The sequence below is a fragment of the Belnapia arida genome (assembly GCF_016773205.1).
GTDB lineage: Bacteria > Pseudomonadota > Alphaproteobacteria > Acetobacterales > Acetobacteraceae > Belnapia > Belnapia arida.
In genome coordinates, this window is sequence record NZ_JAETWB010000001.1 from 343696 (window position 1) to 368203 (window position 24508).

Here is a 24508-nt window from a genome sequence, read left to right on the forward strand (position 1 = left end):
CCCCGCCTCAGCCGAACCGGCCGGTGATGTATTCCTGCGTCTTGGGATGCTTCGGCGCGGTGAAGAGCTGCCCCGCCGGCGCCACCTCGATCAGCTCGCCGAGGTAGAAGAACGCCACCTGGTCGGCGCAGCGCGCCGCCTGCTGCATGTTGTGCGTCACGATGGCGATGGTGAAGTCGCGCTTCAGCTCGTCGATCAGCTCCTCGATCTTCAGGGTCGAGATCGGGTCGAGCGCCGAGGTCGGCTCGTCGAACAGGATCACCTCCGGCCGCACCGCGATGGTGCGTGCGATGCAGAGCCGCTGCTGCTGCCCGCCCGACATTCCCATCGCCGAGGTATTGAGCCGGTCCTTCGCCTCCGACCAGAGTGCGGCCCGGGTCAGCGCCCATTCCACCCGCTCGTCCATCTGCGCCTTGCTGAGCTGCTCGTGCAGCCGGACGCCGAAGGCGATGTTCTCGTAGATGGTCATCGGGAAGGGCGTCGGCTTCTGGAAGACCATGCCGATCTTCGAACGCAGCGCGTTGAGGTCCACGTTGCTGTCGATGATGTTCTCGCCGTCGAGCAGCACCTGCCCCTCGGCCCGCTGGCCGGGATAGAGGCTGTACATGCGGTTCAGCACGCGCAGCAGGGTCGACTTGCCGCAGCCCGAGGGGCCGATCATGCCCGTTACCTGCCGGGCGGGGATGTTCAGATCGATCCCCTTCAGCGCCTTGTGCGCGCCGTAGAAGAAGTCGAGGCCGCGGATCGCCAGCTTCGCCTCGTTCAGCTCGGCGGCGGAGCGCGCCTGCATGGCGCCGATATTGGGCCGGGCGGCGGGGGCGGTCTTGTCGTCCATCGCGGATTGGCTCATGGGGTTCATGTCCTTCACTTGCCGCGGCCGAGGAGGCTGCGCGCGCCGATGTTCAGCAGCAGCACGGCGAGGGTGATGAGGAGAGCGCCGGCCCAGGCCAGTTCGATCCAGTCCTGGAAGGGTGAGCCGGCATAGGAATAGATGGTGATCGGCAGGCTCGGCATCGGCGCCGAGAGGTTGGTCGACCAGGCATTGTTGCCAAGGCTGGTGAAGAGCAGCGGCGCCGTCTCGCCGGCGATGCGGGCGATGCCGAGCAGCACGCCGGTGATGATGCCGGAGATCGCCGAGCGCCAGCTCACCAGCACGATCATCTTCCACTTCGGCGCGCCGAGGCCGATCACCGCCTCGCGCAGCGTGTTGGGGACGAGGCTGAGCATGTCTTCCGTCGTCCGCACCACGATCGGGATGATGATGATGGCCAGCGCCGCGACGCCCGCCCAGCCGGAGAAGCCGCCGAAGGGCAGCACCAGCAGCTGGTAGACGAAGAGGCCGATCAGGATCGAGGGCGCCGAGAGCAGGATGTCGGAGACGAAGCGCACCACGTCGCCGAAGCGCGAGCCCTGGGCGTATTCGGCGAGGTAGGTGCCGACCAGCATGCCGATCGGCGTGCCGATCAGCGTCGCCAGCACCACCTGGATCAGGCTGCCGACGATGGCGTTGAGCAGCCCGCCCTCGGAGCCCGGCGGCTTCGTCACCTCGGTGAAGACCGCGAGGTTCATGGCCCCGAAGCCTTTCACGAAGAGGGTGATCAGGATCGAGGCAAGGAAGATGAGGCCGATCGCGGTCGCCGCGAGGGAGAGCGTGCGGATGATGACGTCGGTCCGCTTTCGCCCGCGGCCGAGCCGCGCGGCGACGGCCAGATCCTTCACCGGCGTCAGCGCGGGTTGTGTCGTGGCGCTCATCGGGTCAGCCCTTCAGCCGGGAGCGAAGCAGGTAGCGCGAGGTGGCGAGCACCACGAAGGAAATGACGAAGAGGATGAAGCCGAGCGCCAGGAGCGCCGAGAGCTTCAAACTCCCGGTCTCGCTCTCGCCGAACTCCAGCGCCACGACCGAGGCGATGGTGTTGCCCGGCCCGAACAGCGTCGTCGTGATGCGGTTGGCGTTGCCGATGACGAAGGTCACCGCCATGGTCTCGCCCAGCGCCCGGCCGAGCCCGAGCATCACGCCGCCCGCGACCGAGATCCGCGTATAGGGCAGCACCACGCCGCGCATCACCTCCCAGGTGGTGCAGCCGAGGCCGTAGGCGCTTTCCTTGTAGACCGGCGGCACCTGCTCGAAGACGTCGCGCATGGTCGCCGCGATGAAGGGCAGGATCATGATGGCGAGGATCAGCGCCGCGGTCAGGATGCCGGTGCCGAAGGGCGGGCCCTGGAACAGGCCGCCGATGCCTGGCAACTCGCCCAGGCTGTCGATCAGCGTCGGCTGGACGTATTGCGCCATCAGCGGCGCGATGAGGAAGAAGCCCCACATGCCGTAGATGATGGAGGGCACCGCCGCCAGCAGCTCCACCGCCGTGCCGACCGGCCGCCGCAGCCAGGGCGGCGCCAGTTCGGTGAGCGTGAAGGCGACGCCGAAGGCCAGCGGCACGGCGAAGATGATCGCCAGCACCGCCGTCACGATGGTGCCGTAGATGGAGACGCCGGCGCCGAAGACCTCGGACACCGGGTCCCATTCCGTGGACCAGAGGAAGGGCAGGCCGAAGGCCCGGAAGGCGGGCAGCCCGCCGATGAAGAGCTCGACGATGATGCCGCCGAGCAGCAGCAGCACGAAGGCGCCCGCCGCCTGGCAGGCCCCGGCGAAGACGGCATCGCCGAGGCTGCCGGCGCGGCGCGGCGCGGCCGGCCGCGCGCCGGTGGTCATGGTGGTGGCCTGCGACACGCGGCGGGCTCCTTATCCGTTACGCGATCAGCCGTTCCACACCGGCTGGCCGTTGGCCTTCACCTCGGCCTTCCAGGCGGTGCGGATCTGGTCCTGCACCGGCTTCGGCAGCGGGATGTAGTCAAGCTGCGTCGCCAACTGCGCGCCGTTGTTGAAGGCCCAGTCGAAGAACTTCATCACGTTGCGGCTGCGCTCCGCATCGGTCGGGTTCTTCGGCAGCAGGATGAAGGTCGGCGAGACGATCGGCCAGGAGGTGGCGCCCTGCTGGTCGATCAGGCTGGCGGCCATGCCCGGCGCGTTCCAGTCGGCACTCTGCGCCGCGGCGATGAAGCTCTCATGCGTCGGCTTCACGAACTGGCCGGCCTTGTTGCGGAGCTGGGTGGTGACCAGCTTGTTCGAGACCGCGTAGGCGTTCTCGACATAGCCGATGGCGCCGCGGATGTTCTTCACCGTGCCGGCCACGCCCTCGTTGCCGCGCGCGCCGGTGCCGGCGGGGAAGCGGACGGAGGTGCCGACACCGACCTTCTCCTTCCATTCCGGCGAGACCGCCGCGAGGTAGGAGACCCACACGAAGGTCGTGCCGGAGCCATCCGCCCGGTAGGCGGGGGCGATCGCGAGGTTCGGCAGCGTCAGGCCGCGGTTCAGCTCGACCAGCTTCGGGTCGTTCCACTTGGTGATCTTGCCGAGATAGATCTCGGCCAGCAGTTCGCCGGTCAGCTTCAGCTGCCCATCCTCGATGCCGGGGATGTTCACGATGGCGACGAGGCTGCCCATCACCGAGGGGAACTGGAGCAGGTTCGCCTCGGTCAGCTGCTGCGGCGTCAGCGGCGCATCGGAGGCGCCGAAATCCACCGTGCGGTTGCGGATCTGGTTGATGCCCGCGCCCGAGCCGACCGACTGGTAGTTCACCGTGATGCCGGTCGCGCCGCGGCCGGCCTCGGCCCATTTCTGGTAGACCGGGTTGGGGAAGGTGGCGCCGGCGCCGGTGACCTGGCCACCTTGGGCGAAGGCGCGGCCGCCGAAGGCGGTGCCGGCGGCGAGCAGGCTGGCCGAGGCCAGCAGTTGGCGACGATGCACGTGTATGTCTCCGCGATTATCCCGACCGGGACTCTGCGGCCCCGGATGCGGCGCCTTCCTAGAGCCGCCATAAGACGGCTGGGTTTCATATCCATGAAGCTTCGATGACACTGGGCCGATGACTGGCCAGGTCATCCGCATTTTCTATACGATTCCAGAGCCTTGTGCCCAAGCCGGGAGACGTTTCTCGCGGAACGCCGCCAGCCCCTCCCGCCCCTCGGCCGTGGCCCGCTGCATCCAGCCCTCATGCGACAGCAGCGCCATCGCCCGCGCATCGAGCTTGGCCCCGTTGGCGCCGAGCAGGCTGTCCTTTGTCACCGCCGCCGCGCCGGGCGCCGCCCGCAGCACCTCGGTGAGGATCGCCTCCAGCCGCGCCTCGATCGCCGCCGGCGCGACCACCTCATGCACCAGGCCGATCCTGAGGGCCTCGGCGGCATCGAACCGCTCGCCGGTCACGGCGTAGCGCCTCGCCTGACGCAGCCCCATGGCCTGGACCATCTGCGGTGAGATCGGCGTCGGCGAGACGCCGACCCGCACCTCGGTCAGGCCGAACACCGCCTCCGGCACCGCCAGCGCCACATCGACGCAGCAGACCAGCCCGCACCCGCCGCCGGAGGCCGCCCCCTGCACCAGGGCGAGGGTCGGGCGCGGGAATTCGTTCAGCAGCTGCATCGCTCGCGTCGTCGCCAGCGAGGCCTGGAAGGCGGCCTCTGGCGGATACCCTGCCACCTCCGCCAGCCAGCCGAGATCCGCCCCGGCGGCGAAATGCCGCCCCGCGCCGCGCAGCACCAGGGCCCGCACCCCCGCATCCTCGGCCAGCGCCTCCAGCGCCTCCGTCAGCCCGGCCAGCAATTCGGCGTTGTAGGCATTGCCCCGGTGCGGCCGGTTCAGCGTGGCGGTGACGATGCCCCGCGCATCGCGGCCGAGCAGGACGGGCGCGTCTTCCATCTTTCTTCCTCCGTTGACAGCCGCTCCACCCAGGGCGGAGCCTTCACCGGGCCGGATGGTGTCGCCGCCGGCCCGCCCCGTCCATGGCCGAGGCTCCCAACCGATGCACGCCACCCGCCCGACCCTCTACGGCGCCCGCCATGCCGTCTCCGCCGGCCACTACCTCGCGGCCGCCGCCGGCTTCGCCGTGCTGGAAGCGGGCGGCAATGCCATCGATGCCGGCTGCGCCACTGGCCTCGCCCTCGGCGTGCTGCTGCCGGACCTGGTGAACGTCGCCGGCGTCGCCCCCATCCTGATCCGCCTGGCCGACGGCCGCACCGAGACCATCGCCGGCCTCGGCCCTTGGCCCGCCTCCATCCCGGCTGACCTCTTCCAGCGCGAGCATGGCAGCCGCATCCCGAACGGCGTGCTCCGCACCGTCATCCCCGCCGCCCCGGATGCCTGGATCACCGCCCTCGAGCGCCACGGCACCTTCTCCTTCGGCGAGGTTGCCCAATACGCCATCCGCCACGCCCGCGACGGCTTCGCCGTCAATCCGCTGCTCGCAGAGAGCATCCGCACCCATGAGGCGGACTACGTGCGCTGGTCCTCCAACGCCGCCATCTTCCTCCCCGGCAGCCGGAGGCCGGAGGTGGGCGAGAAGTTCCTCCAGGCCGACCTCGCCCGCACCCTGCAGTACATGGTGGACAAGGAGGCCGCCGCGGCCGGGCAGGGGAGGGCCGCCGGCCTCGCCGCCGCCCATGCCGCCTTCTACCGCGGCGACATCGCCCGCGAGATCGCCCGCTTCATGGCGGAGGAGGGTGGCTACCTGACCATGGCCGACCTCGCCGGCTTCCGCTCCCGCATCGAGCCGGCCGTCAGCCGCCACTGGCGTGGCCATGAGGTCATCACCTGCGGTCCCTGGTGCCAGGGTCCCGCCCTGCTGGAGGCGCTGCTGCTCTTCGAGCGCGGCGGCTTCGCCGGCATGGCCCATAACAGCCCCGACTACCTCCACCTGATGACCGAATGCATCAAGGCGGCGATGGCCGACCGCGAGTACCATTTCGGCGACCCGGCCTTCCTCGACGTGCCCCTCGACCGGCTTCTGTCGGACGCACATCTCTCGGCCCGCCTCGCTGCCATCGATCCGGCCCGCGCCCAGCCCGGCATGTTTCCCGTCCTGCTCGGCCCGGGGGGCGGCGAACCCGCTCCGGCTCCCCGCACCCTGCCGACGGTCGAGGCGGACACCTCCTACTGCGCCGTCATCGACCGCTGGGGCAACGCCTTCAGCGCCACGCCCTCCGACGGCTCCTGGAACTCGCCCGTGGTCCCCGGCCTCGGCCTCATCCCCTCCAACCGTGGCAGCCAGAGCCGGCCGGACCCGGCGCATCCCTCGGGCGTCGCACCCGGCAAGCGCCCCCGCCTGACCCCCAACCCCGCCCTCGTGGTCACGGCGGAGGGCGGCCTCATGCCGCTCGGCACTCCGGGCGGCGACGTGCAGATCCAGGCGATGCTGCAGGTGATGGTGAACATCCTGCATTTCGGCATGGAACTGCAGGAGGCGATCGAGGCTCCCCGCATCGCCAGCTACGCCTTCCCCTCCTCCTTCGCCCCCTTCGACTACTTCCCCGCCCGGCTCGCAGTCGAGGACGGCATCCCCCAATCGACCCGCGACGCCCTCACCGCCCGCGGCCACGAAGTGAAGGATTGGCCCCACCGCACTTGGCTCGCCGGCGCGGTCGAGGTGGTGCGCTCCGACCCACGCACCGGTCTCGTCGCCGCCGGCGCCGACCCGCGCCGCCCGGCCTACGCCATCGCCGGCTAGCGCCGTATTGCCCCCACAACCCGCCGGAGCCACACTTGGTCGAACGACCAAGGAGGCTCCCCATGCATGACCTCGTGATCCGCGGCGGCACCCTCGTCGACGGCACCGGCGCCCCCGGCTTCACCGGCGACCTCGCCATCGACGGCGACCGCATCGCCCAGGTCGGCGGCAAGGCCGGCCCCGGCCGCCGCGAGGTCCAGGCCGAGGGCCGCCTCGTCACCCCCGGCTGGGTCGATGTCCACACCCATTACGACGGCCAAGCCACCTGGGACCCGGTTCTCGCCCCCTCTTCCTGGCACGGCGCGACCACCATCCTCTTCGGCAATTGCGGCGTCGGCTTCGCCCCGGTGCGGAAGGCCCACCACCAAGCCCTCATCGACCTCATGGAAGGCGTCGAGGACATCCCCGGCATCGCCCTCGCCGAGGGGCTGAAATGGGACTGGGAGAGCTTCCCCGACTATCTCGACGCGCTCGCCCGCCTGCCCCGCACCATCGACGTCGCCGCCCAGCTCGCCCACCACCCCTTGCGCGTCTACGCCATGGGCGAGCGCGCCATCGCCCGCGAGATGGCGACGGCCGAAGACATCGAGCTGATGGCCCGCCTCACCGAGGAGGCGCTGAAGGCCGGCGCCTTCGGCTTCACCACCAGCCGCACCGACCAGCACAAGACACCGGCCGGCGAGCTGGTCCCCGGCCGGTACGCCGAGCATGAGGAGCTGATCGCAATCGGGCGCGCCATGGGCCGCGCCGGCCGCGGCGCCTTCGGCATGCTCTCCGACTTCGAGGACGAGGCGGCCGAGTTCGGCTGGCTGCGCCAGGTCGCCGCCGACAGCCGCCGCCCCGTCTGGTTCCTGCTCACCGATCGCAGCTATGACCCGCAGCGCTGGCGCCGCCTGATGGACGGCGTCCGCGCCGCCCGCGGCGAGGGCCTGGCCCTCTCCGCCCAGGTCGCCGGCCGCCCGGTCGGGCTGATCCTCGGCCTCGCCACCAGCCTCAACCCCTTTGCCCTCCGCGAAGGCTTCGCCGAGCTCGCCCGCCTCTCCCCCGCCGAGCAGCTCGCCCGCCTGCGCGACCCACAAGTGCGCGCGGATATCCTGGCGCAGGAGGCCTCGCCGCGGCTCATGGAGATCCTGCCCCCGCTCTCCCGCCAGGTTGCCACCCGCTGGGACCGCATGTACGTCCTCGGCGACAACCCGGATTACGAGCCGCCGCCCGAGCGCAGCATCGCCGCCCTCGCCGCCGCGGCCGGCCAGGACCCGCAGGCGTTCTGCTACGACTACCTGACCGGCGGCGACGGCGGCCGCATGCTCTACTTCCCCATCACGAACTACGTCCACGGCGACCTGGAGGTGGTGCGCGAGATGATCGAGGACCCGAACACCATCCTCGGCCTCTCCGATGGCGGCGCCCATTGCGGCGTGATCTGCGACGCCTCGCTCAACACCACCATGCTGACCCACTGGGTCCGCGACCGCAGCCGCGGCCCCCGCCTGCCGCTGGAATTCGTCATCAAGCGGCAGACCAGCGAAACCGCCGACTTCTTCGGGTTCCACGACCGTGGCCGCCTGGCAGTCGGCAAGAAGGCCGATGTCAACGTCATCGACTTCGCTGCGCTGCGCCCGCACCACCCGGAGATGATCTTCGACCTCCCCGCCGGCGGCCGCCGCTTGGTGCAGCATGTCGACGGCTACGACATGACCCTCTGCAGCGGCCAACCGATCTTCGAGCGCGGCGAGGAGACGGGCGCGCGGCCCGGCCGGCTGGTGCGGGCGCAAGGGTAAGCCATACCCGCCACCCACGGTCTCGATCGAAATGATGCCCTGCCGGAAACGGCAGGGCATTTTCGCGTCGGCACGCTGGCCCCCGGATTTGAAACCGGCGGAGGCAGGTTCGGCTCGCTTGCCGGGTTTTTCCCGATGTTATAGGAAACGCCAGAATTCAACGGAGAAACCGAGTCGTGGAAAAAGGCAAAGTCGATCTCGAAAACATGAGCGTCCAGGAGTTGACCGCTTTGCGTGACGCTGCCGAGGCGAAGCGCCTGGAAAAGCTCGATGGCGCCCGGGAGGCCATCCTGGCGGAAGCCAAGGAGAAACTCGCCCAGCTGGGCCTTGCCTTCGAGACCGTTTGGCCTGGGCGCTCCCCGGAGCCGTCTCCCCGCGCTTCGAAGAAAGCCGGCACGGGAGGCCAGGTCGCCGCGAAATTCCGCGGCCCGAACGGCGAAGAATGGACCGGCCGCGGCAGGCTGCCGAAATGGCTTCATGCCATGGAAGCGGAAGGCCATAGCCGGAACGAATTCCGGATTTAGTAGCTTTCGCGAAAGCGTTCTACTGCCTCGCCCGTCCTTCCGCAGCAAAAGCCGCGGAAGGACATCGGCAGAAGCCGATTTAGGCAGGGTCCAAAATCCGTCAGCCGAAAAACGCCAGCACCGCCGCATTGAAATCCGCCGGATTGTCGCTGCTCATCCCATGCGCCGCATCCGGGATGACCACCCGCCGCGCATCCGCCATCACCCGCTCCAGCGCCTCGACGATGGCGATGAATTGCGGCTGGGTCTGCGCACCGTTCACCAGCAGGGTCGGCACGCCGATCGCCTCCGCCGCCGTCCGCCCATAGGGGCGCCGCCGCTCGTCGATCTGCCCCAGCAGCGTATGCGCATTGTCGAGGTTGATCGCCTTGCGGGCGGCGCTCCGCTTCTCCCAGGCCCCCGGCCCGCCGGTATGCTCGGCGAAGCGCCGCATCGCCCCCTCGGTATCGCCTCCCTTGAGCAACTCCGCCGCCGCGGCGAAGGCCCCGGCCTGCTTGCCCGCCCCGCCCGGCACGCCGCCGAGGCTCTCATCCAGCTCGCCCCCCGGCTCCGCCAGCACCAGCCGCCGGATCAGCCCCGGGTGCCGCTCCGCCACCCGGAAGGCGATATGCCCGCCCCGCGAATGCCCGACGAGATCGACCTTCCCCGCCCCGAGCGTGCCGATGAAGGCCGCCACATCCTCCACATGCTGGTCGATCTTGAAGGTCTCGCCGACGCCATCCCACCGCTCCGGCCAGTAATGCCTGAGGCTCGGCGCCAGCACGCGGAAGCGTGCCCCGAGCGGCTCCATCTGCGGCGCCCAGTAACGCTGGTCGTTGAGCGAGCCATGCACCAGCACCACCGGCGTGCCGCTTCCGGCCTCCGCATAATGCATCTCGTACCCGTTGACCTTGAGGCTCGGCATCGCTTCCCTCCCATCCTTCCCGCGAAGGATGCGGCCCCCGACCAACCCCCACAAGGAGCCCCGATGCGCCGCCGCCACCTCCTCGCCAGCCTCGCCGCCACCGCCGATGCACATCCCATTGGCGCCCAGCCAGCCGAGGTCGACCTCCTCCTGACGCTGGCCGTCGACGCCTCCGGCTCCATCGACCCGGACGAGTTCCAGCTCCAGCGCGAAGGCTATGCCGAGGCGCTGACGCACCCCTCCGTCCTCGCCGCCATCCAGGGCAAGCCGCGTGGCGCCATCGCCGTCGCCATGGTCGAATGGGGCTCCCCCGCCGGCGCCGCGACGGTGGTGGGATGGATGCGCCTCGCCGACGCTGCCTCCGCCATCGCCCTGGCGGACGCGATCCTCCGCGCGCCCCGCAGCCCGCAAAGTTGGAACGCCATCGGCGACGCGCTCGACCATTGCACCCGCCTGATCGCCACCTCGCCCTTCCGGGCCGCCGAGCGGGTCATCGACCTCTCCGGCGACGGCCCCGACCTCCGCTCGGTGATCCCCGCCGCCACCGCCCGCGACGCGGCGGTCGCCGCCGGCATCACGATCAACGCGCTGGCCGTCGCCTCCGCCGGCCAGGTCACCCGCGCCGGCGAACCGCTCGCCGAGACCTATCGCCGCGAGGTCATCGGCGGCCCCGGCGCCTTCGTCGTCACGGCCGAGGACCGCCGCGACATCGCCCGCGCCCTCCGCGCCAAGCTGATCCGCGAGATCGCCTGACCGCCCGCCATCACGGCCAGGCCTGCTCTGGGCATCCCTTCCGCTACTCGATCCGCAGATTGGCCCCCCGGATCACCCCGCCCCACTTTTCCAGCTCGCTCCGGATCAGCGCCGCCATCTGCGCCCCGTCCTGCACCCAGACCGTCGCCCCCGCCCGGCGGATCCTCTCCGCCGTCTCCGTCCCCCGCACGATGCCGATGATCGCCTGGGACAGGCGGTCCCGCACCACTTGCGGCATCGCCGCCGGCCCAATGAAGCCGAACCACACATAGACCTCGTAGCCCGGCAGCCCCGCCTCGGCGAAGGTCGGCACGTCGGGCAGCGTCGGGTCCCGCTCGCTGCCCGTCACCGCCAGCGCTTTCAGCCGCCCGCCCTGCACATGCGGCAGCACGTTCGGCAGGTTGTCGATGGTCATGTCCACGCGCCCGCCGAGCAGGTCGGCGATGCCCGGCGCGCTGCCGCGATAGGGCACATGCGTCAGCTCGATCCCCGCCTGCACGCGGAACAGCTCGGCAGCCAGATGCGGGCTGCTCCCCGCGCCCGAGCTGGCATAGCTGAGCTTCCCCGGCTGCGCCTTGGCCCGCGCGATCAGCTCGCGCAGGCTGCCGATGCCGCTCTCCGCCCGCACCGCCAGGCAGTTCATCAGTCGCGTCGTCACGCAGAGCGGGGCGATGTCCCTCGTAGGGTCGTAGCCCGTATTGGCGAAGAGGAAGGGGTTCATCGTCAGGTTGGCGGTATTGGCGACGCAGATGGTGTAGTTGTCCGTCGCCTGCGCGGTCGCCGCGATGGCGAGCGAGCCGCTCGCTCCCGGCCGGTTCTCGACCACGCCGAGTTGGCCGACCGCATCGCCCATCTTCTCGCCGACAAGCCGCGCCAGCGTGTCGTTGATGGCGCCCGGCGTATAGGGCACCAGGATGCGCACCGGCCGGTCCGGCCAAGCCTCCGCCTGCGCGCGGACGGCCAGCAGGGCAGGGGCCGCCAGCAGCCCCCTCCGCAGGATGTTCATGCTTGTTTCCTCCCGGTTGTTCCGGGGAGGCTACACGCCCTGCAGCCGCCCGCGCAGTTCGAATTTCTGAATCTTGCCCGTCGAGGTCTTCGGCAGCGGCCCGAAGCTCACCCGCTTCGGGCATTTGAAATGCGCCAGCCGCGCCCGGCACCAGGCGATCACCTCCGCCTCCGTGGGCGGCTCGGCCCCCGGCCGCGGCGTGACGAAGGCATGCGGCACCTCGCCCCATTTGGCATCGGGCGCTGCCACCACCGCCGCCTCCATGATCGCCGGATGCGCGTAGAGCACCTCCTCCACCTCCAGCGTCGAGATGTTCTCCCCGCCCGAGATGACGATGTCCTTCGCCCTATCCTTCACTTCGATATAGCCATCCGGATGCATCACCCCGAGGTCGCCGGTATGGAACCACCCCCCGGCGAAAGTCTCGCGGTTGGCCTCCGGGTTGCGCAGATAGCCCTTCATCACCGTATTGCCGCGCAGCATCACCTCGCCGAGCGTTCGCCCATCCGCCGGCACCGGCCGCATCGAGGCCGCGTCGATCACCGCCGCCTCCTCCAGCATCGGATGGTTGACCCCCTGCCGCGCCATGAAGGCCGCCTTCTCCCCGAGCGGCATCTCCTCCAGCCCAGGCTGCCACAGGCAGATCGTCGCCGGCCCGTAGCACTCCGTCAGCCCGTAGAGATGCGTGACCGAGAAGCCCATCCCTTCCATCCCGGCGATGACGGGCGAAGGCGGCGCCGCCCCGCCCGTGGCGATCGCCACCTTCCCCGGCAGCGCCCGCTTCACTGCCTCCGGCGCATGGATCAGCATCGTCAGCACCACGGGCGCGGCGCACATATGCGTCACGCCATGCTCGGCGATGGCGGCGAAGATCGCGCCCGGCTCCACCTTGCGCAGGCAGACATGCGTCCCCCCCTGCAAGGTGACGGCCCAGGTATAGGTCCAGCCGTTGCAGTGGAACATCGGCAGCGTCCAGAGATAGACGCTCCGCGGCGTCAGCTCGAAAGCCAGCGCATTCGCCGTCGCATTCAGGTGGGCGCCGCGATGATGCGCGACGACGCCCTTCGGGTTGCCCGTCGTGCCCGAGGTGTAGGAGAGGCTGATCGCCTCCCACTCATCCTCCGGCATGTGGATCGACTCCGCCGCATCCCCCGCCGCCAGGAACGCCTCGTACTCGGTGTCGCCGAGCACCTCGCCCTCCGGCGCCTCGCTATCCGCGATATCGACGACCGTCACGCCCTCCGGCACCGCCCCGCGCGCGACTCTGGTGAACTCCCGGTCCACCATCAGCAGCTTCGCGCCGGAATGCCGCAGGATGAAGCCGATGGCGGCGGTATCGAGCCGGATGTTGATCGTCAGCAGCACCGCGCCCGCCATCGGCACGCCGTAATGCGCCTCCAGCATCTCCGGCGTATTCGGCGCCAGCACCGCGACGACATCCCCCGTGCCGACGCCCTTCCGCCTCAGCGCCGAGGCCAGCCGCCGGCACCGCTCCGCCATCTCCGCATAGGTGGTCCGCCGCGCCCCATGAATGACGGCGACCCTGCCGGGATAGACCCGCGCCGCCCGCAGCAGGAAGGAGACCGGCGAGAGCGGCACATGATTGGCCGCCAGCCTCGGCAGGTCATGGTCATCCACGATCCGCCCCCCACTTGAAGAAATCCTTGCCCTGGCGCCTCAGGAAATTCGCCAGCACCATGCGGTGGACCTCGCTCGCCCCGTCGACCAGCCGCGCCTGCCGCGCATAGCGGTACATCCACTCGACCGGCGTGTCCTTGGAGTAGCCGCGCGCCCCGAGCAGCTGCAGCGAGGTGTCGACCGCCTTGTGCAGCGCATCGGCGACGACGACCTTCGCCATCGAGATCTCCTTCCGCGCCAGGCTCCCCTGGTCGAGCAGCCAGGCCGCGCGCATGGTCAGCAGCCGGCCGATATCGAGCTCCATCGCCGCCTGGCCGACGAGCTGCTGCACCGCCTCCTTCTCGACCAGCTTGGTGCCGAAGCTGCTGCGCTGCTCGATATGCGCCATGGCGATCTCGAGCGCCCGCCGCCCCATCCCCGTCCAGCGCATGCAATGGGTGAGGCGTGCCGGCCCGAGCCGGATCTGGGTCACCCGCAGCCCGTCGCCCACGCCCATCAGCACATTCTCGTCCAGCACCTCGAGCCCGTCGAATTCCAGCTCGCAATGCCCGCCATGCTCCTCCGGCCCCATGATCGGGATGCGCCGCAGGATCTTCCATCCCGGCTGGTCCGCATGGAACAGGAAGGCGGTCAGCCCCGTCCTGTCGTCATCCGAGGTCCGCGCCATCAGGATGAAATGCTTCGAGGTCTCGGCGCCGGTGATGTAGTGCTTCCGCCCGGTGATGACCCAGCGGTCGTTCCCCCGCCGCTCGGCCTTCGTGTAGGTCATCGACGGATCGCTGCCGCAGCCATCCGGCTCCGTCATGGCGAAGCTGGATTGAACCTTTCCGTCGATGATCGGCTGCAGCCACCGCTCCTTCTGCGCCTCCGTCCCGACCATGTTCAGCACGCGCATGTTGCCGTCATCCGGCGCCGCGCCATGGAACACCACCGGCCCAAAGATGCTGCGGTTCATCTCCTCGTAGAAGGCGGCGATGGCGGTCATCGGGAAGCCGCCGCCCCCACGCTCCTTCGGCATGTTGAGCGCCCAGAGCCCCTCCGCCTTCGCCTCCGCCCGCAGCCGCTCCAGCAGCGGACGGGCGATGTTCTCATGCTCGTCATAGCTCGCCGGATCGGCCTCGAGCGGGATGATCTTGTGCTCGACGAACTCGCGGATGCGCGCGCGAGTCGCCTCGACCTCGGGAGACAGGCTGAAATCCATTGTGGCTGATCCTACAGAGCGTTGACCGAATGCCCGCCATCGACGACCAGCGCGGCGCCCGTCATATGGGCCCCCGCCTTCGAGGCGAGCAGGAGGAGCGGGCCGGTGAGATCGTCGGGCGCGCCGAGCCTTCGCTGCGGCACCCGCTTCACCACCGCCTGGCCCGCCTCGGAGGCGAAGAATTCCCGGTTGATCGGCGTCTCGACATAGCCCGGGCAGAGCGCGTTGACGCGGATGCCGTAGCGCGCCCACTCGACGGCCAGCTGCTTCGTCAGCTGCACCAGCCCCGCCTTGGACGCCGTATAGCCGGCAACCCCTTGCAGGATGCGCAAGCCTCCGATGGAGGCGATATTGACGATCGCCCCCCCGCGCTTGGCCGCGACGAGCCTGCGCCCCGCCTCCGTGGCGACAAGGAAGCAGCCGCGCAGGTTGACCTCCACCACGCCGTCCCAATCCTCGGCCGTCTGCTGCAAGGCGGGCTTGGAGACCGCGATTCCCGCATTGTTGACGAGCACATCCGGCGCCACGCCGAAGGCCCGCTCGGCGGCATCGAAACAGGCGGCAATGCTCTCCGGCCGCGCCACATCGAGCGGCGCCGCCACGGCCCCCGCGCCCAGCTCCCCCGCCAGCGCCTCCAGCGCCTCAGTCCTGCGCGCTGCCAGCACCACCCTGGCCCCAGCGCCATGCAGCACCCGGGCGAAATGCGCCCCGAGCGCCCCCGAGGCCCCCGTCACCAGCGCGACCGAGCCCGTGAGCCGGAACAACCCTTGCGGATCGACCATACCATTCCTCCCGCTTCCCCATACTTGACCATCGTGCCTGGGGGCGGGGCAAGGGCAGGGGCCAAGCCGCCGCCTCAGGCGGTAGCGACCTCCGCCTCGATCGCCGCCAGCAGCCGTGCCGGGAAGTGCCGCGGAATCCCTTGGCCTATCAGCACGATCCGCGTCCGGCGCTCGCCCCCCGGCCATTCCGCCAGCCACTCGGGCGGATGCACCAGATGCTGCACCGCATGCACCACCATCGGCCGCGCCGGCTCCTCGGCCAGCGCCGCCAGCCCCTTCAGCCGCAGCAGCTTCGCCCCCGCATGCTCGGCCAGCGCCTGCATCCATAGGGTGAGGGCGAGTGCCGCCACCGGCGCCTCCCGCTCGATGAGGATGCTGCCGACCCCCTCGCTGTGCCGGGCCACCGCCTCCTGCGGCACCGCCGGCTCGCCCGGTGCGAAGAGCCAGGCGGGCTCCGCTGCTCCCCGCTCCGCAGCCCGGACATCCAGCCCCGGCTGCAGCGCCTGCACCGCCCGCTCCGCCGCCGCCGCGTCGCCGAGGTCGGGCTTCGTCACCAGCACCCGGTCGGCCAGCATCACCTGCCAGCGCGCTTCCGGGTGCCGCTCCAGCACGACCGGCCCCAGCACCGCATCCACCAGCGTCACCACCGAGTGCAGCCGGTGCGTCTCGGCGACCGCCGCCTCGGTCATCAGCGCATGCAGGATCGGCGCCGGGTCGGCGAGGCCCGAGGTCTCCACCAGCACCCGGCGATAGGCCGGCACCTCGCCCGCAGCCCGCCGCCGGGCGAGGTCCATCAGCGTCGTGCCGAGATCGGTCCGCACCAGGCAGCAGAGGCAGCCGGTCGAGACGTTGACCAGCACCTCCTCGCTCGCCGCCAGCAACTCGTGGTCGAGTGCCACCTCGCCAAACTCATTGACGACGACGGCGCTGTCCGCCCAGGCCGGGTCGGAAAGCACCCGCCGCAGCAGCGTCGTCTTGCCGGCGCCGAGGAATCCGGTGACGACGGAGACGGGGATCACGCCCCCGCCACCCGCAGCCGGCGCGCCTCGCCCTCGCCGGCGCCCACCGCATTGCGCAGCCCCCGCAGCAGCCCGGAGATGGAGGTGCAGGGCCGCCGGTGCCCCGGCCGCTCGATCCACCAGCGGATCGGCAACTCGTCCCCATCGGCCGCCACGACGCGTAGCCCGAGCCCTTCCAGCACCACGCCCCCCTCGGCGACGGCAACTCGCCCCGCGACCTCCCACAGCACCAGGGCATCGGCCAGCAGGTCGCGCAGCTCCGGCGGTGTCACAACGCCGCGCCGGCCCTGATCTCGTCGGGAATGCTGCGCGAAATCCACTCGCCACCGCGCTCGTCCCCGACCCAGCGATCATCCTCGACGACGACCTTGCCCCGCAGGATGGTCATCGCCGGCCAGGCATCCACCTGCCGCCCTTCCCAAGGGCTGTAGTCGCTCTCATGCATCGCCTCGGCCCGCACCTCGCGCTTCAGCGCCGGATCGAGGATGCAGATATCCGCATCCGCTCCCGGCGCGATGCAGCCCTTCCGCGGATACATCCCCATGATCCGCGCCGCATTGGTCGAGACCGCATCGACGAATTGCCGGAGCGAGAAGCCCCGCTTCCCCACCATTTCCGAATACATCACCGCGACGCGCGGCTCGACGCCCGAATTGCCCCCCGTCGTGTCGTCGATGCGCTTCCCCTGCGTCTTCACCGCGAGGGAACAGCACAGCTCGTCCGTGGCGACGCAATTGATCGTCCCGTCCATTGCCCCGCGCCACAGCTCGTCCTGATCCGCCTGCGACTTCAGCGAGGGATAGGTATGATACATCTGCCCATTCGGCCGCCTGTAGTCGTCCTGCGTGTAAAGCATGTACTGGTGCAGGCTCTCGCCATAGGCCGGCTGATTGCGCGCCCGCGCCTCGCGGATCGCCCGCACGCCATCGGCGGCCGAGACATGCAGCATGTAGAGCGCGGTCCCCGGCACCTTCTCGGCCAGCCGCAGCACGCGGCGGAAGGAGAGATCCTCCGACAGCGTGTTGTGCACCTCCGCCATGTTCTCGAAGCCGGCGCGGCCCTCGCGGAACAGTTTGGCATACATGTGCATGACGATGTCGTTGTCCTCGGCATGGATGACGCCGAGCCCGCCCTTCCGCGCCAGCACCTGGAACACCTCCCAGATGTCGCCGAAATCCACCATCCGCCCCTTGCGGCTCGGCGTGATGTCGGTGGTGAAGATCTTCACCGAGGCATGCCCCGCCTCGATCGCCTCGCCGAGCTGCCCCGGCAACTCCGGCGGCAGGTCGCCCTCCACCATCGTGTGCAGCGCCCAGTCGCAGGCGCAGCCATCCGCCCACCAGTCGGCCATCCGCGCCTCGATCGCACCCTGCACCGTCTGCCCATGCGTCCAGCGGGTGAAGTCGATGAGCGTCGTCGTGCCGCCGAACAGCGCGGCGCGGCCGACGACCGACGGCCCCTGCGTCAGGGTCGGCGTCCCGTCCGGCACCACGACCGGCCAGAGGCAATGCGTATGTGGGTCGATCCCGCCCGGCATGACGACCTTCCCCGTGGCATCGACAAGCCGCGCCCCCTCCGGCACCGGAAAGCCGCCGCGCTCGGCAATGGCCACCACCCTGCCGCCTCCGATCGCCACATCCGCCGGCCCGATCGCATGCGGCGTAACGACGCAGTCCCCGCTGACGACGAGATCGATCATCCTTCCGCCCCCTCGCTGCCGAACGCCGCCCGCCGCGCCTGATAGCGCGGCACCACATCCGCATTGATGATCCGCGGCGGCAACCTGCCCTCAGCCGCGTCTGCAAAGGCGAGCGCCGCGATCCGCGTGATGTTCGCCCGGCTCTCCTGCGTCACTCCCGCCGTGTGCTGCGTCAAGATCACGTTGTCCATGGCGAGCAGCGGATGCGAGGGCGGCGGCGGCTCCTGCGCCCAGACATCGAGCCCGGCCCCCGCCAGATGCCCACTCGCCAACGCCTCGGCGAGCGCAGGCTCGTCATGGATATGCCCCCGCGCCGTCGTGACGAAGATCGCCCCCGGCTTCATCCGCGCGAAGCTCGCCGCGCTCATCATGCCGTGGCTCTCCGGCGAGAGCGGCAGATGCAGGCTGACGACGTCGCTCTCCGCCAGCAGCTCGTCGATCTCTACCTTCCGCGCGCCCCGCGCCGCGACGGTCCCGGCATCCAGATACGGGTCACAGGCCAGCACCGTGCAGCCGAAGGCCAGCCGCACGATCTCCGCGACGCGCGTCCCCACATGCCCGATGCCGACCAGGCCCACGACCCGCCCGCGCAGCTCCCGCCCCATCAGCGCCTCGCGGCTCTGCGCCCGTCCGGCCCGCATCGCCGCCTGGGCCTCCGGCATGCGCTTCAGCAGCGAGAGCATCATGCCGACCGCATGCTCGGCGACGCCTTCCGCATTGCCGCCCGCCTGGTTCACCAGCAGCACGCCCGCCCGCGTGCAGGCCAGCGGATCAACCGTGTCGTACCCGGCCCCCGTGCTGCCGACCATCAGCAGCCCCGGCAGCGCCTTCAGCAACGCATCCGTCACGTGGAAGCGCCGCGGCAGCTCGTCCCGCGAGGCCATGCAGTAATAGCCGTCCACCTCCCGCAGCGCCGCCAGCACCCCCTCCTCCGGCTGGTCGAGCGGGATCCGTACCACCTCGAGCGCCGCGCACCCGGCGGCGGTGTCGAGGAACGCCCGATGCGGCAGGTGGGAGAGGTAGCCGACACGAAAGCGGCGCATGGCGTTTCCCTGAATGATGCTTGCCCCGGTTGTATCCCCCGCCGCCCCGGGCGAAAACCCGCCCCCTGACATTTCAAGGACCAGCGGCGTGACATTGGGGATGGCCATCGTCCTGCTCGGCGGCGCCCTGGCCGGCTTCATCCAGGGCGTGTCCGGCTTCGCCTTCGGCCTGGTGGCGATGGCCTTCTGGTCCTGGGCGCTGGAGCCCGCCGTCGCCGGCCCGCTGGTCGTCTTCTGCTCCCTCATCGGCCAGGCGATGGGCATGCGGATGCTGAAGCTTTCCGCCATCCCCCGCGCCATCCCCTTCATCCTGGGCGGCCTGCCCGGCGTGCCGGTCGGCGTCTGGCTGCTGCCGATGGTCGACCCGCGCCTGTTCCAGGCCGGGCTCGGCGCGCTGCTGATCCTCTGGTGCCCGGCGATGCTGCTGGCTGCCCGCCTGCCGCGCATCACCTTCGGCGGCCCGCCGATGGATGGCGTGATCGGCTTCCTCGGCGGGGTCATGGGCGGCCTCGGCGGCCTGCCGGGCCCGATCCCGACCCTCTGGTGCGTTCTCCGCGGCTGGGACCGCGCGACGCAGCGCAGCGTCTTCCAGCTCGTCTTCCTGACGATGCACACGACGACCATGGCCGGCTATCTGTTGACCGGCACCGTCTCCGCCCGTGCCGCCTGGCTCTTCCCGGTGATGCTGCCCATCGTCATCGCCACGGCGCTGCTCGGAGCCGCGGCCTATCGCCGCCTCGGCGATGTCGGCTTCCAGCGCGTGGTGCTGGCGCTGCTGGCGGCCTCCGGCGTCGCGCTGCTGGCATCGAGCTTGCCGAAGCTGCTTGGTTGAGGAGGGCGCTGCCCTCCTCAAGCTCCTCCCGCCAAGGGCCGAGGGGCCCCTGGACCCCCTTAGTCAAGCTGGCACGGCCACCGCCCCCTGCATCAGCCGCCGCTGCGTGCGGAACACCACGGCGCTCTCCACATGCCACCCCTCCGGCCGCCGCTCCACCTCGGCGCCCACCGTCAGCATCCCCGACGGATGCGCCACGCGAATCTCCTCCGGCCGCTCGCCGCGCCCCGCCAGCCCATGCGGGATGCTCCCTTCCACCCGGCAGGCGACGGCCAGCCCCATCGCCCCCGTCATCGGCACCGCCCGGTGCGGCCGCTCCATCGACAGCATCCGCACCGTCACCTCATGCGAGAGGGGATCGAGCACCGCCCCATCCAGCGTCCGCGCCGCCAGCGGTCCCGCCACCAGCGCGATCCGCGGCGCCGCCAACCCCACCCCCTCGGGCGCATCGGCCAGCCCCATCGCCACCCCCGCCACCCGCCGGATGCGGTCGAGCAACGCCATCAGCTCGCCCCGCGCCTCGATCTCCTCCGGACTCTCCCCACCCGTCAGCCCGACATCCCGCGCGTCGATGAAGGCGGCCGGATTGCCCGCATCGATCAGCGTTGCCCGGATCGAGCCGAACCCCGCCACCTCCAGCACATCGGCGACGCGCCCCGTGGGCAGAAGCCCCGAAGTCTGCGTCCCCCCCGGCGCCAGGAAGTCGAGCCTGATCCGCGCCCCCGTCCCGGCCACGCCGGCGATGGCGAAATCCCCCCGCACCTCCGCCCTGCCATCCCGCACCGGAAACCGCGCATGGATGATCTTCCGCGTATTGACCTGATGGATGCGCACCAGCGCCTCGCCATCGACGGCCCGCACCAGCCCCTCATCGACCGCAAACGGCCCGACAGCCGCCGAAAGGTTCCCGCAATTCCCCTTCCAGTCGATGATGGGCCGGTCCACCGCGACCTGCGCGAAGGTGTAGTCCACATCCGCCTGCGGGTGCGTCGGCGGTCCGATGACGACGGCCTTGGAGAGCGACGAAATCCCGCCCCCCATCCCGTCGAGCTGCCGCCCATAGGGATCCGGGCTCCCCAGCACCGCGAGCAGGATCGGATCGATCGCCGCCCGGTCGCCCGGCAGGTCCCGCGCCTGGAAGAACACGCCCTTCGACGACCCGCCCCGGATGAAGGCCGCCGGTATGAATCGCTGGCTCACGCCGCCACCCCCTGCTGCTGCAACACCCGCCACACCTTCTCCGCCGTCACCGGCATGTCGATATGCGCAACACCGAGCGCATCGCAGACCGCAGAGACGATCGCCGGTGGCGCCCCGCAGGATCCACCTTCGCCCGCCCCCTTCACCCCGAGGTCGTTGTTCGGGCAAGGCACCACGTGGAAGCCAAGCTCGAATTCCGGCGCATCGGTGGCCCTCGGCATGCAGTAGTCCTGGAAGCTTGCACTGAGGAACTGCCCGCTCTCCCGGTCGTAGACCGCATGCTCCAGCAGCGCCTGGCCGATGCCGCTCATGATCCCGCCGTGCGACTGACCATGCACCAGCATCGGGTTGATGACGTTGCCCACATCGTCGACGGCCGCATAGCGCGCGAGCGAGACCTGCCCCGTCTCCGGGTCGATCTCCACCTCCGCCACATGGCAGCCATTGGGGAAGTTGCACTCCGTGCTGCGCGTGTAGAGCAGCGCTTCGTCGAGCCCCGCCGCCTCGCCCTCCGGCGGCTGCTGCGCCAGCCGATAGACGCGGTCCCATCCGACGTTCAGATCGGTCCCGGCGACACGGAAGACGCCCCGCTCGAACTCCACGTCATCGACCGCCGCCTCCAGCAGATGCGCCGCAAGCCTCCGCCCCTTGGCGATCACCAGCTCCGAGGCGCGGGCGATGGCGACGCCGCCCATCTGCGAGCTGCGCGACCCGCCCGTGCCGTTCCCCGCCTCGACGACATCGGTGTCGCCCTGCACCAGCCGCACCTTGTCGAACCCGATGCCGAGCTTCTCGTGCAGCACCTGCGCATAGGCCGTCTCATGCCCCTGCCCATGGCTGAAGGTGCCCACGGTGACCGAGACCGTCCCATCCGCCTCGAACCGAACCCGCGCCCACTCGCTTGGCTGCCCGCCCGAAGCCTCGATGAAATACCCGAGTCCGATGCCACGCAGCTGCCCACGCGCGCCCGCCTCGGCCCTGCGCGCCGCGAACCCGTCCCAATCCGCCAGCGCCATCGCCCGCGCCTGCGTCTCGGCGAAGAGCCCGCTGTCGATCGCATTCCCGACCACGTTCACATAGGGGATCTGCTCCGGCCGGATGTAGTTCCGCCGCCGGATCTCCTCCCGCCCGATCCCGAGCTCCGCCGCCCCGAGGTCGAGCAGCCGCTCCAGCACATAGGCCTGCTCCGGCCGACCCGCCCCGCGATAGGCATCCGTCGGCGAGGTGTTGGTGAAGACGCAGCTCACCTGCGCGTTCAGCGCCTGGATGTCATAGACCGTGCCCATGATCCGCCCGCCCGCGACGGTCGGCACCCGCGGCCCGAAATCCTGCAGGTAAGCCCCCATGGCGGCGAAGGTGCGGATGGCGACGCCGGTGATCCGCCCTTCCTGATCGAGGCCCATCCGCGCCCGCGTCACATGGTCCCGCCCATGCGGATCGCAGAGGAAGGTCTCGCTCCGGTCGCTCACCCATTTCACCGGCCGCCCGACCCGCCTCGCGGCCCACAGCACCATCCCGCTCTCGGGGTGGATCTTCCCCCGCAGCCCGAACCCCCCGCCCACATCCGGTGAGACCACCCGCACCTGCTCCTTCGGCACCTTGAGGATGAGCCGCGCCAGCCCGTCCTGCACCCGCATCACGCCCTGGGTCGGCGAGTGCAGGGTGTACCGCCCCGTCGCCGCCTCGTACTCGCCGATGGCGACCCGAGGCTCCATGGGGTTGCCGACCAGGCGATTGTTCACCAGCTCGATCGAGACCACCCGCGCTGCCCGCGCCAGCCCCGCCTCGGCCTCCGCCTCGCGCCCGCTGTCCCAGAGCACGCAGAGATTGCTGCCATTCTCCTCCCAGAGCAGCGGCGCGTCCGGCGCGAGCGCCGCCCCGGTCTCGGTGACGCTCGGCAGGCTTTCGTATTCCACTTCGATCAGCTCGGCCGCGTCCTGCGCCTGCTTCCGCGTCTCCGCGACGATGAGCGCCACCGGGTCGCCGACGAAGCGCACCTTCCGCGTCTGCAGGATCTCCCGCGGCGTCGGGAAGAGCTTGCTGCCGCCCTTGCCCGGCACCTCCACCATCACCGGGAAATGCCCGATGCCATCCTTCGCCGCATCCAGCCCGGTCAGCACCGTGACCACACCGGGGGCGGACAGCGCTTCGACCGTATCGATCGAGACGATTCGCGCATGGGCATGCGGCGAGCGCAGGACATAGGCATGCGCCTGCCCCGGCCGGTCGATATCGGCCGTATAGGTTCCCCGCCCGGTCAGCAGCCGCACGTCTTCCTTCCGCCGCACCGGCTGCCCGATCCCGAACTTGTCCATGGACACGCGCCCTCCTTGGCCCGCCAGCAAAGCCCCGCCACCCCCGCCCTGTCGAGAGGGGGGTAGCGCCCGCGCCCGATCCGGGGCACCAATCGAGGCAAGGGAGAACGTCCATGCCCAGCCTCCAATTCCCGCTTCGGGACACGCCTGCCGAGGCGCCCGCCCTCCGTGCCGAACTTCGCGCCTTCCTCGCCGAAGCCGGCCGCGACTGGCCGCCGATGGTCCCCGCCTATTCCTGGATGGGCTTCGACGGCGACTTCTCTCGCGAGGTCGGCAAGCGCGGCTGGATCGGCATGACCTGGCCGAAGGCCTATGGCGGCGGCGAGCGCACCGCCCTCGAACGCTACGTGGTGCTTGAAGAGATGCTCGCCGTCGGCGCCCCCGTCGGCGCCCACTGGATCGGCGACCGGCAATCCGGCCCCCTCATCCTCCGCCTCGGCACGGAGGAGCAGCGGCGGGAGTTCCTCCCCCGCATCATCCGCGGCGAGATGGCCTTCGCCATCGGCCTCTCCGAGCCCGACAGCGGCTCCGACCTCGCCAGCCTCCGCACCAAGGCCGAGAAGGTCCCCGGCGGCTGGAAGGTCAACGGCCGCAAGGTCTGGACCAGCAGCGCCCATCGCTGCGACTTCATGATCGCCCTGCTGCGCACCGCCCCGGCACCGGACCCGAAGGCGAAGCACCAGGGCCTCAGCCAGTTCCTGGTCGACCTGCGCAGCTCCGGCCTCTCCATCCGCCCGATCCTCGACCTCGTGGGCCAGGATGGCTTCAACGAGATCACCTTCGACGACGTCTTCGTCCCTGATTCGATGCTGGTCGGCCAGGAGGGCAATGGCTGGGAGCAGGCGACGGCCGAGCTCGCCTTCGAGCGCGCCGGGCCGGAGCGCTACCTCTCCTCGCTGCCGCTGTTGACCGAGGCGCTGGACGACCTCCGCGCCGAGCCCGCCGCCTCCGAGGCCGTCGGCCGCCTGCTGGCCCGCGCCGCCACCCTCCGCCAGATGTCCCTCTCCGTCGCCGGCATGCTGCAGGAGGGCCACACCCCCGCCCGTGAGGCGGCGCTGGTAAAGGATGCCGGCAACGACTTCGAGCAGGCGTTGCCGGAGACCATCCGCCGCCTGGTCGATACTGGCCGCACGCCGCCGCAGGTGCTGGAGATGCTCGGCCTGATGACCATGGTCGCCCGCAGCTACAGCCTGCGCGGCGGCACCCGCGAAATCCTGCGCGGCATCATCGCCCGCCAGCTGGGGCTCCGTTGAG

22 protein-coding genes are annotated in these 24508 nt (G+C 70.4%); 6 read left to right on the top strand and 16 right to left on the bottom strand.

The annotated features are described in order from the left end of the window. Positions 1–7: 7 nt before the first annotated feature. The 5 genes from pstB to JMJ56_RS01820 all read right to left on the bottom strand — a co-directional run bounded on the left by pstB (position 8) and on the right by JMJ56_RS01820 (position 4753). On the bottom strand, positions 8–790 hold the full coding sequence (pstB, locus tag JMJ56_RS01800; protein WP_236037456.1) for a phosphate ABC transporter ATP-binding protein PstB: 783 nt from the start codon (positions 788–790) through the stop codon (positions 8–10). A 74-nt stretch (positions 791–864) separates the two neighbouring features. Beyond that, a complete protein-coding gene (gene pstA, locus JMJ56_RS01805) occupies positions 865–1752 on the bottom strand; it encodes a phosphate ABC transporter permease PstA (protein WP_202829893.1) in 888 nt (295 codons plus the stop codon). Positions 1753–1756: 4 nt separating this feature from the next. Further along, positions 1757–2710 (bottom strand): phosphate ABC transporter permease subunit PstC, encoded by a 954-nt coding sequence (gene pstC / locus JMJ56_RS01810; RefSeq protein WP_202830836.1) that lies wholly within the window; start codon positions 2708–2710, stop codon positions 1757–1759. Positions 2711–2755: 45 nt separating this feature from the next. Beyond that, on the bottom strand, positions 2756–3805 hold the full coding sequence (gene pstS / locus JMJ56_RS01815; protein ID WP_328702232.1) for a phosphate ABC transporter substrate-binding protein PstS: 1050 nt from the start codon (positions 3803–3805) through the stop codon (positions 2756–2758). A 144-nt stretch (positions 3806–3949) separates the two neighbouring features. After that, a complete protein-coding gene (locus JMJ56_RS01820) occupies positions 3950–4753 on the bottom strand; it encodes an enoyl-CoA hydratase-related protein (RefSeq protein ID WP_202829895.1) in 804 nt (267 codons plus the stop codon). A 103-nt stretch (positions 4754–4856) separates the two neighbouring features. Here JMJ56_RS01820 and JMJ56_RS01825 point away from each other — a divergent pair, with 103 nt between their 5' ends. The 3 genes from JMJ56_RS01825 (at position 4857) to JMJ56_RS01835 (ending at position 8862) form a co-directional block, all read left to right on the top strand. Next, positions 4857–6557 (top strand): gamma-glutamyltransferase family protein, encoded by a 1701-nt coding sequence (locus tag JMJ56_RS01825; RefSeq protein ID WP_202829896.1) that lies wholly within the window; start codon positions 4857–4859, stop codon positions 6555–6557. A 62-nt stretch (positions 6558–6619) separates the two neighbouring features. Beyond that, positions 6620–8338, top strand: coding sequence for an N-acyl-D-amino-acid deacylase family protein (locus tag JMJ56_RS01830; RefSeq protein ID WP_202829897.1), 1719 nt, complete (start codon positions 6620–6622; stop codon positions 8336–8338). Positions 8339–8514: 176 nt separating this feature from the next. Next, entirely contained in the window at positions 8515–8862 is a 348-nt protein-coding gene (locus JMJ56_RS01835; RefSeq protein ID WP_202829898.1) for an H-NS histone family protein, read from the top strand. A gap of 100 nt (positions 8863–8962) precedes the next feature. Here the strand turns inward: JMJ56_RS01835 and JMJ56_RS01840 are convergent, their stop codons facing one another. Next, entirely contained in the window at positions 8963–9766 is an 804-nt protein-coding gene (locus tag JMJ56_RS01840) for an alpha/beta fold hydrolase (protein ID WP_202829899.1), read from the bottom strand. Positions 9767–9829: 63 nt separating this feature from the next. Between JMJ56_RS01840 and JMJ56_RS01845 the strand changes: the two genes are divergently transcribed. Beyond that, the gene (locus tag JMJ56_RS01845) at positions 9830–10519 is read left to right on the top strand and encodes a DUF1194 domain-containing protein (RefSeq protein WP_202829900.1); all 690 of its coding nucleotides are present in this window, start codon (positions 9830–9832) and stop codon (positions 10517–10519) included. A gap of 43 nt (positions 10520–10562) precedes the next feature. Here the strand turns inward: JMJ56_RS01845 and JMJ56_RS01850 are convergent, their stop codons facing one another. The 8 genes from JMJ56_RS01850 to JMJ56_RS01885 all read right to left on the bottom strand — a co-directional run bounded on the left by JMJ56_RS01850 (position 10563) and on the right by JMJ56_RS01885 (position 18907). Continuing rightward, entirely contained in the window at positions 10563–11525 is a 963-nt protein-coding gene (locus JMJ56_RS01850; protein WP_202829901.1) for a Bug family tripartite tricarboxylate transporter substrate binding protein, read from the bottom strand. Between the two features lie 30 nt (positions 11526–11555). Next, on the bottom strand, positions 11556–13163 hold the full coding sequence (locus JMJ56_RS01855; protein WP_328702234.1) for an acyl-CoA synthetase: 1608 nt from the start codon (positions 13161–13163) through the stop codon (positions 11556–11558). Continuing rightward, entirely contained in the window at positions 13156–14364 is a 1209-nt protein-coding gene (locus JMJ56_RS01860) for an acyl-CoA dehydrogenase family protein (protein WP_202829902.1), read from the bottom strand. The genes JMJ56_RS01855 and JMJ56_RS01860 overlap by 8 nt, the downstream gene beginning before the upstream one ends. Before the next feature lie 11 nt (positions 14365–14375). After that, positions 14376–15146, bottom strand: a complete 771-nt coding sequence (locus tag JMJ56_RS01865; protein WP_202829903.1) for an SDR family NAD(P)-dependent oxidoreductase — start codon at positions 15144–15146, stop codon at positions 14376–14378. 74 nt (positions 15147–15220) lie between these two features. Further along, positions 15221–16165 carry a CobW family GTP-binding protein gene (locus JMJ56_RS01870; RefSeq protein WP_202829904.1) on the bottom strand — a complete coding sequence of 315 codons (945 nt, stop codon included), beginning with the start codon at positions 16163–16165 and terminating at the stop codon, positions 15221–15223. After that, the gene (locus JMJ56_RS35190; RefSeq protein ID WP_202829905.1) at positions 16162–16437 is read right to left on the bottom strand and encodes a hypothetical protein; all 276 of its coding nucleotides are present in this window, start codon (positions 16435–16437) and stop codon (positions 16162–16164) included. Before JMJ56_RS35190 ends, JMJ56_RS01870 begins: the two co-directional genes overlap by 4 nt. After that, complete coding sequence (locus JMJ56_RS01880; RefSeq protein ID WP_202829906.1) at positions 16434–17864, bottom strand: amidohydrolase family protein; 1431 nt, start codon at positions 17862–17864, stop codon at positions 16434–16436. Before JMJ56_RS01880 ends, JMJ56_RS35190 begins: the two co-directional genes overlap by 4 nt. Then, complete coding sequence (locus JMJ56_RS01885) at positions 17861–18907, bottom strand: hydroxyacid dehydrogenase (protein WP_202829907.1); 1047 nt, start codon at positions 18905–18907, stop codon at positions 17861–17863. Before JMJ56_RS01885 ends, JMJ56_RS01880 begins: the two co-directional genes overlap by 4 nt. Before the next feature lie 88 nt (positions 18908–18995). Here JMJ56_RS01885 and JMJ56_RS01890 point away from each other — a divergent pair, with 88 nt between their 5' ends. After that, positions 18996–19739 (top strand): sulfite exporter TauE/SafE family protein, encoded by a 744-nt coding sequence (locus JMJ56_RS01890; RefSeq protein WP_202829908.1) that lies wholly within the window; start codon positions 18996–18998, stop codon positions 19737–19739. A 63-nt stretch (positions 19740–19802) separates the two neighbouring features. On the opposite strand, the gene JMJ56_RS01895 is transcribed toward JMJ56_RS01890, so the two are convergent. Both JMJ56_RS01895 and JMJ56_RS01900 read right to left on the bottom strand, forming a co-directional pair. Then, positions 19803–20939, bottom strand: coding sequence for a 2-methylaconitate cis-trans isomerase PrpF family protein (locus tag JMJ56_RS01895; RefSeq protein WP_202829909.1), 1137 nt, complete (start codon positions 20937–20939; stop codon positions 19803–19805). After that, entirely contained in the window at positions 20936–23254 is a 2319-nt protein-coding gene (locus tag JMJ56_RS01900; RefSeq protein ID WP_202829910.1) for a xanthine dehydrogenase family protein molybdopterin-binding subunit, read from the bottom strand. The genes JMJ56_RS01895 and JMJ56_RS01900 overlap by 4 nt, the downstream gene beginning before the upstream one ends. A gap of 113 nt (positions 23255–23367) precedes the next feature. On the opposite strand from JMJ56_RS01900, the gene JMJ56_RS01905 reads away from it, so the two are divergent. Beyond that, positions 23368–24507, top strand: a complete 1140-nt coding sequence (locus JMJ56_RS01905; protein WP_202829911.1) for an acyl-CoA dehydrogenase family protein — start codon at positions 23368–23370, stop codon at positions 24505–24507. Position 24508: the final 1 nt, after the last annotated feature.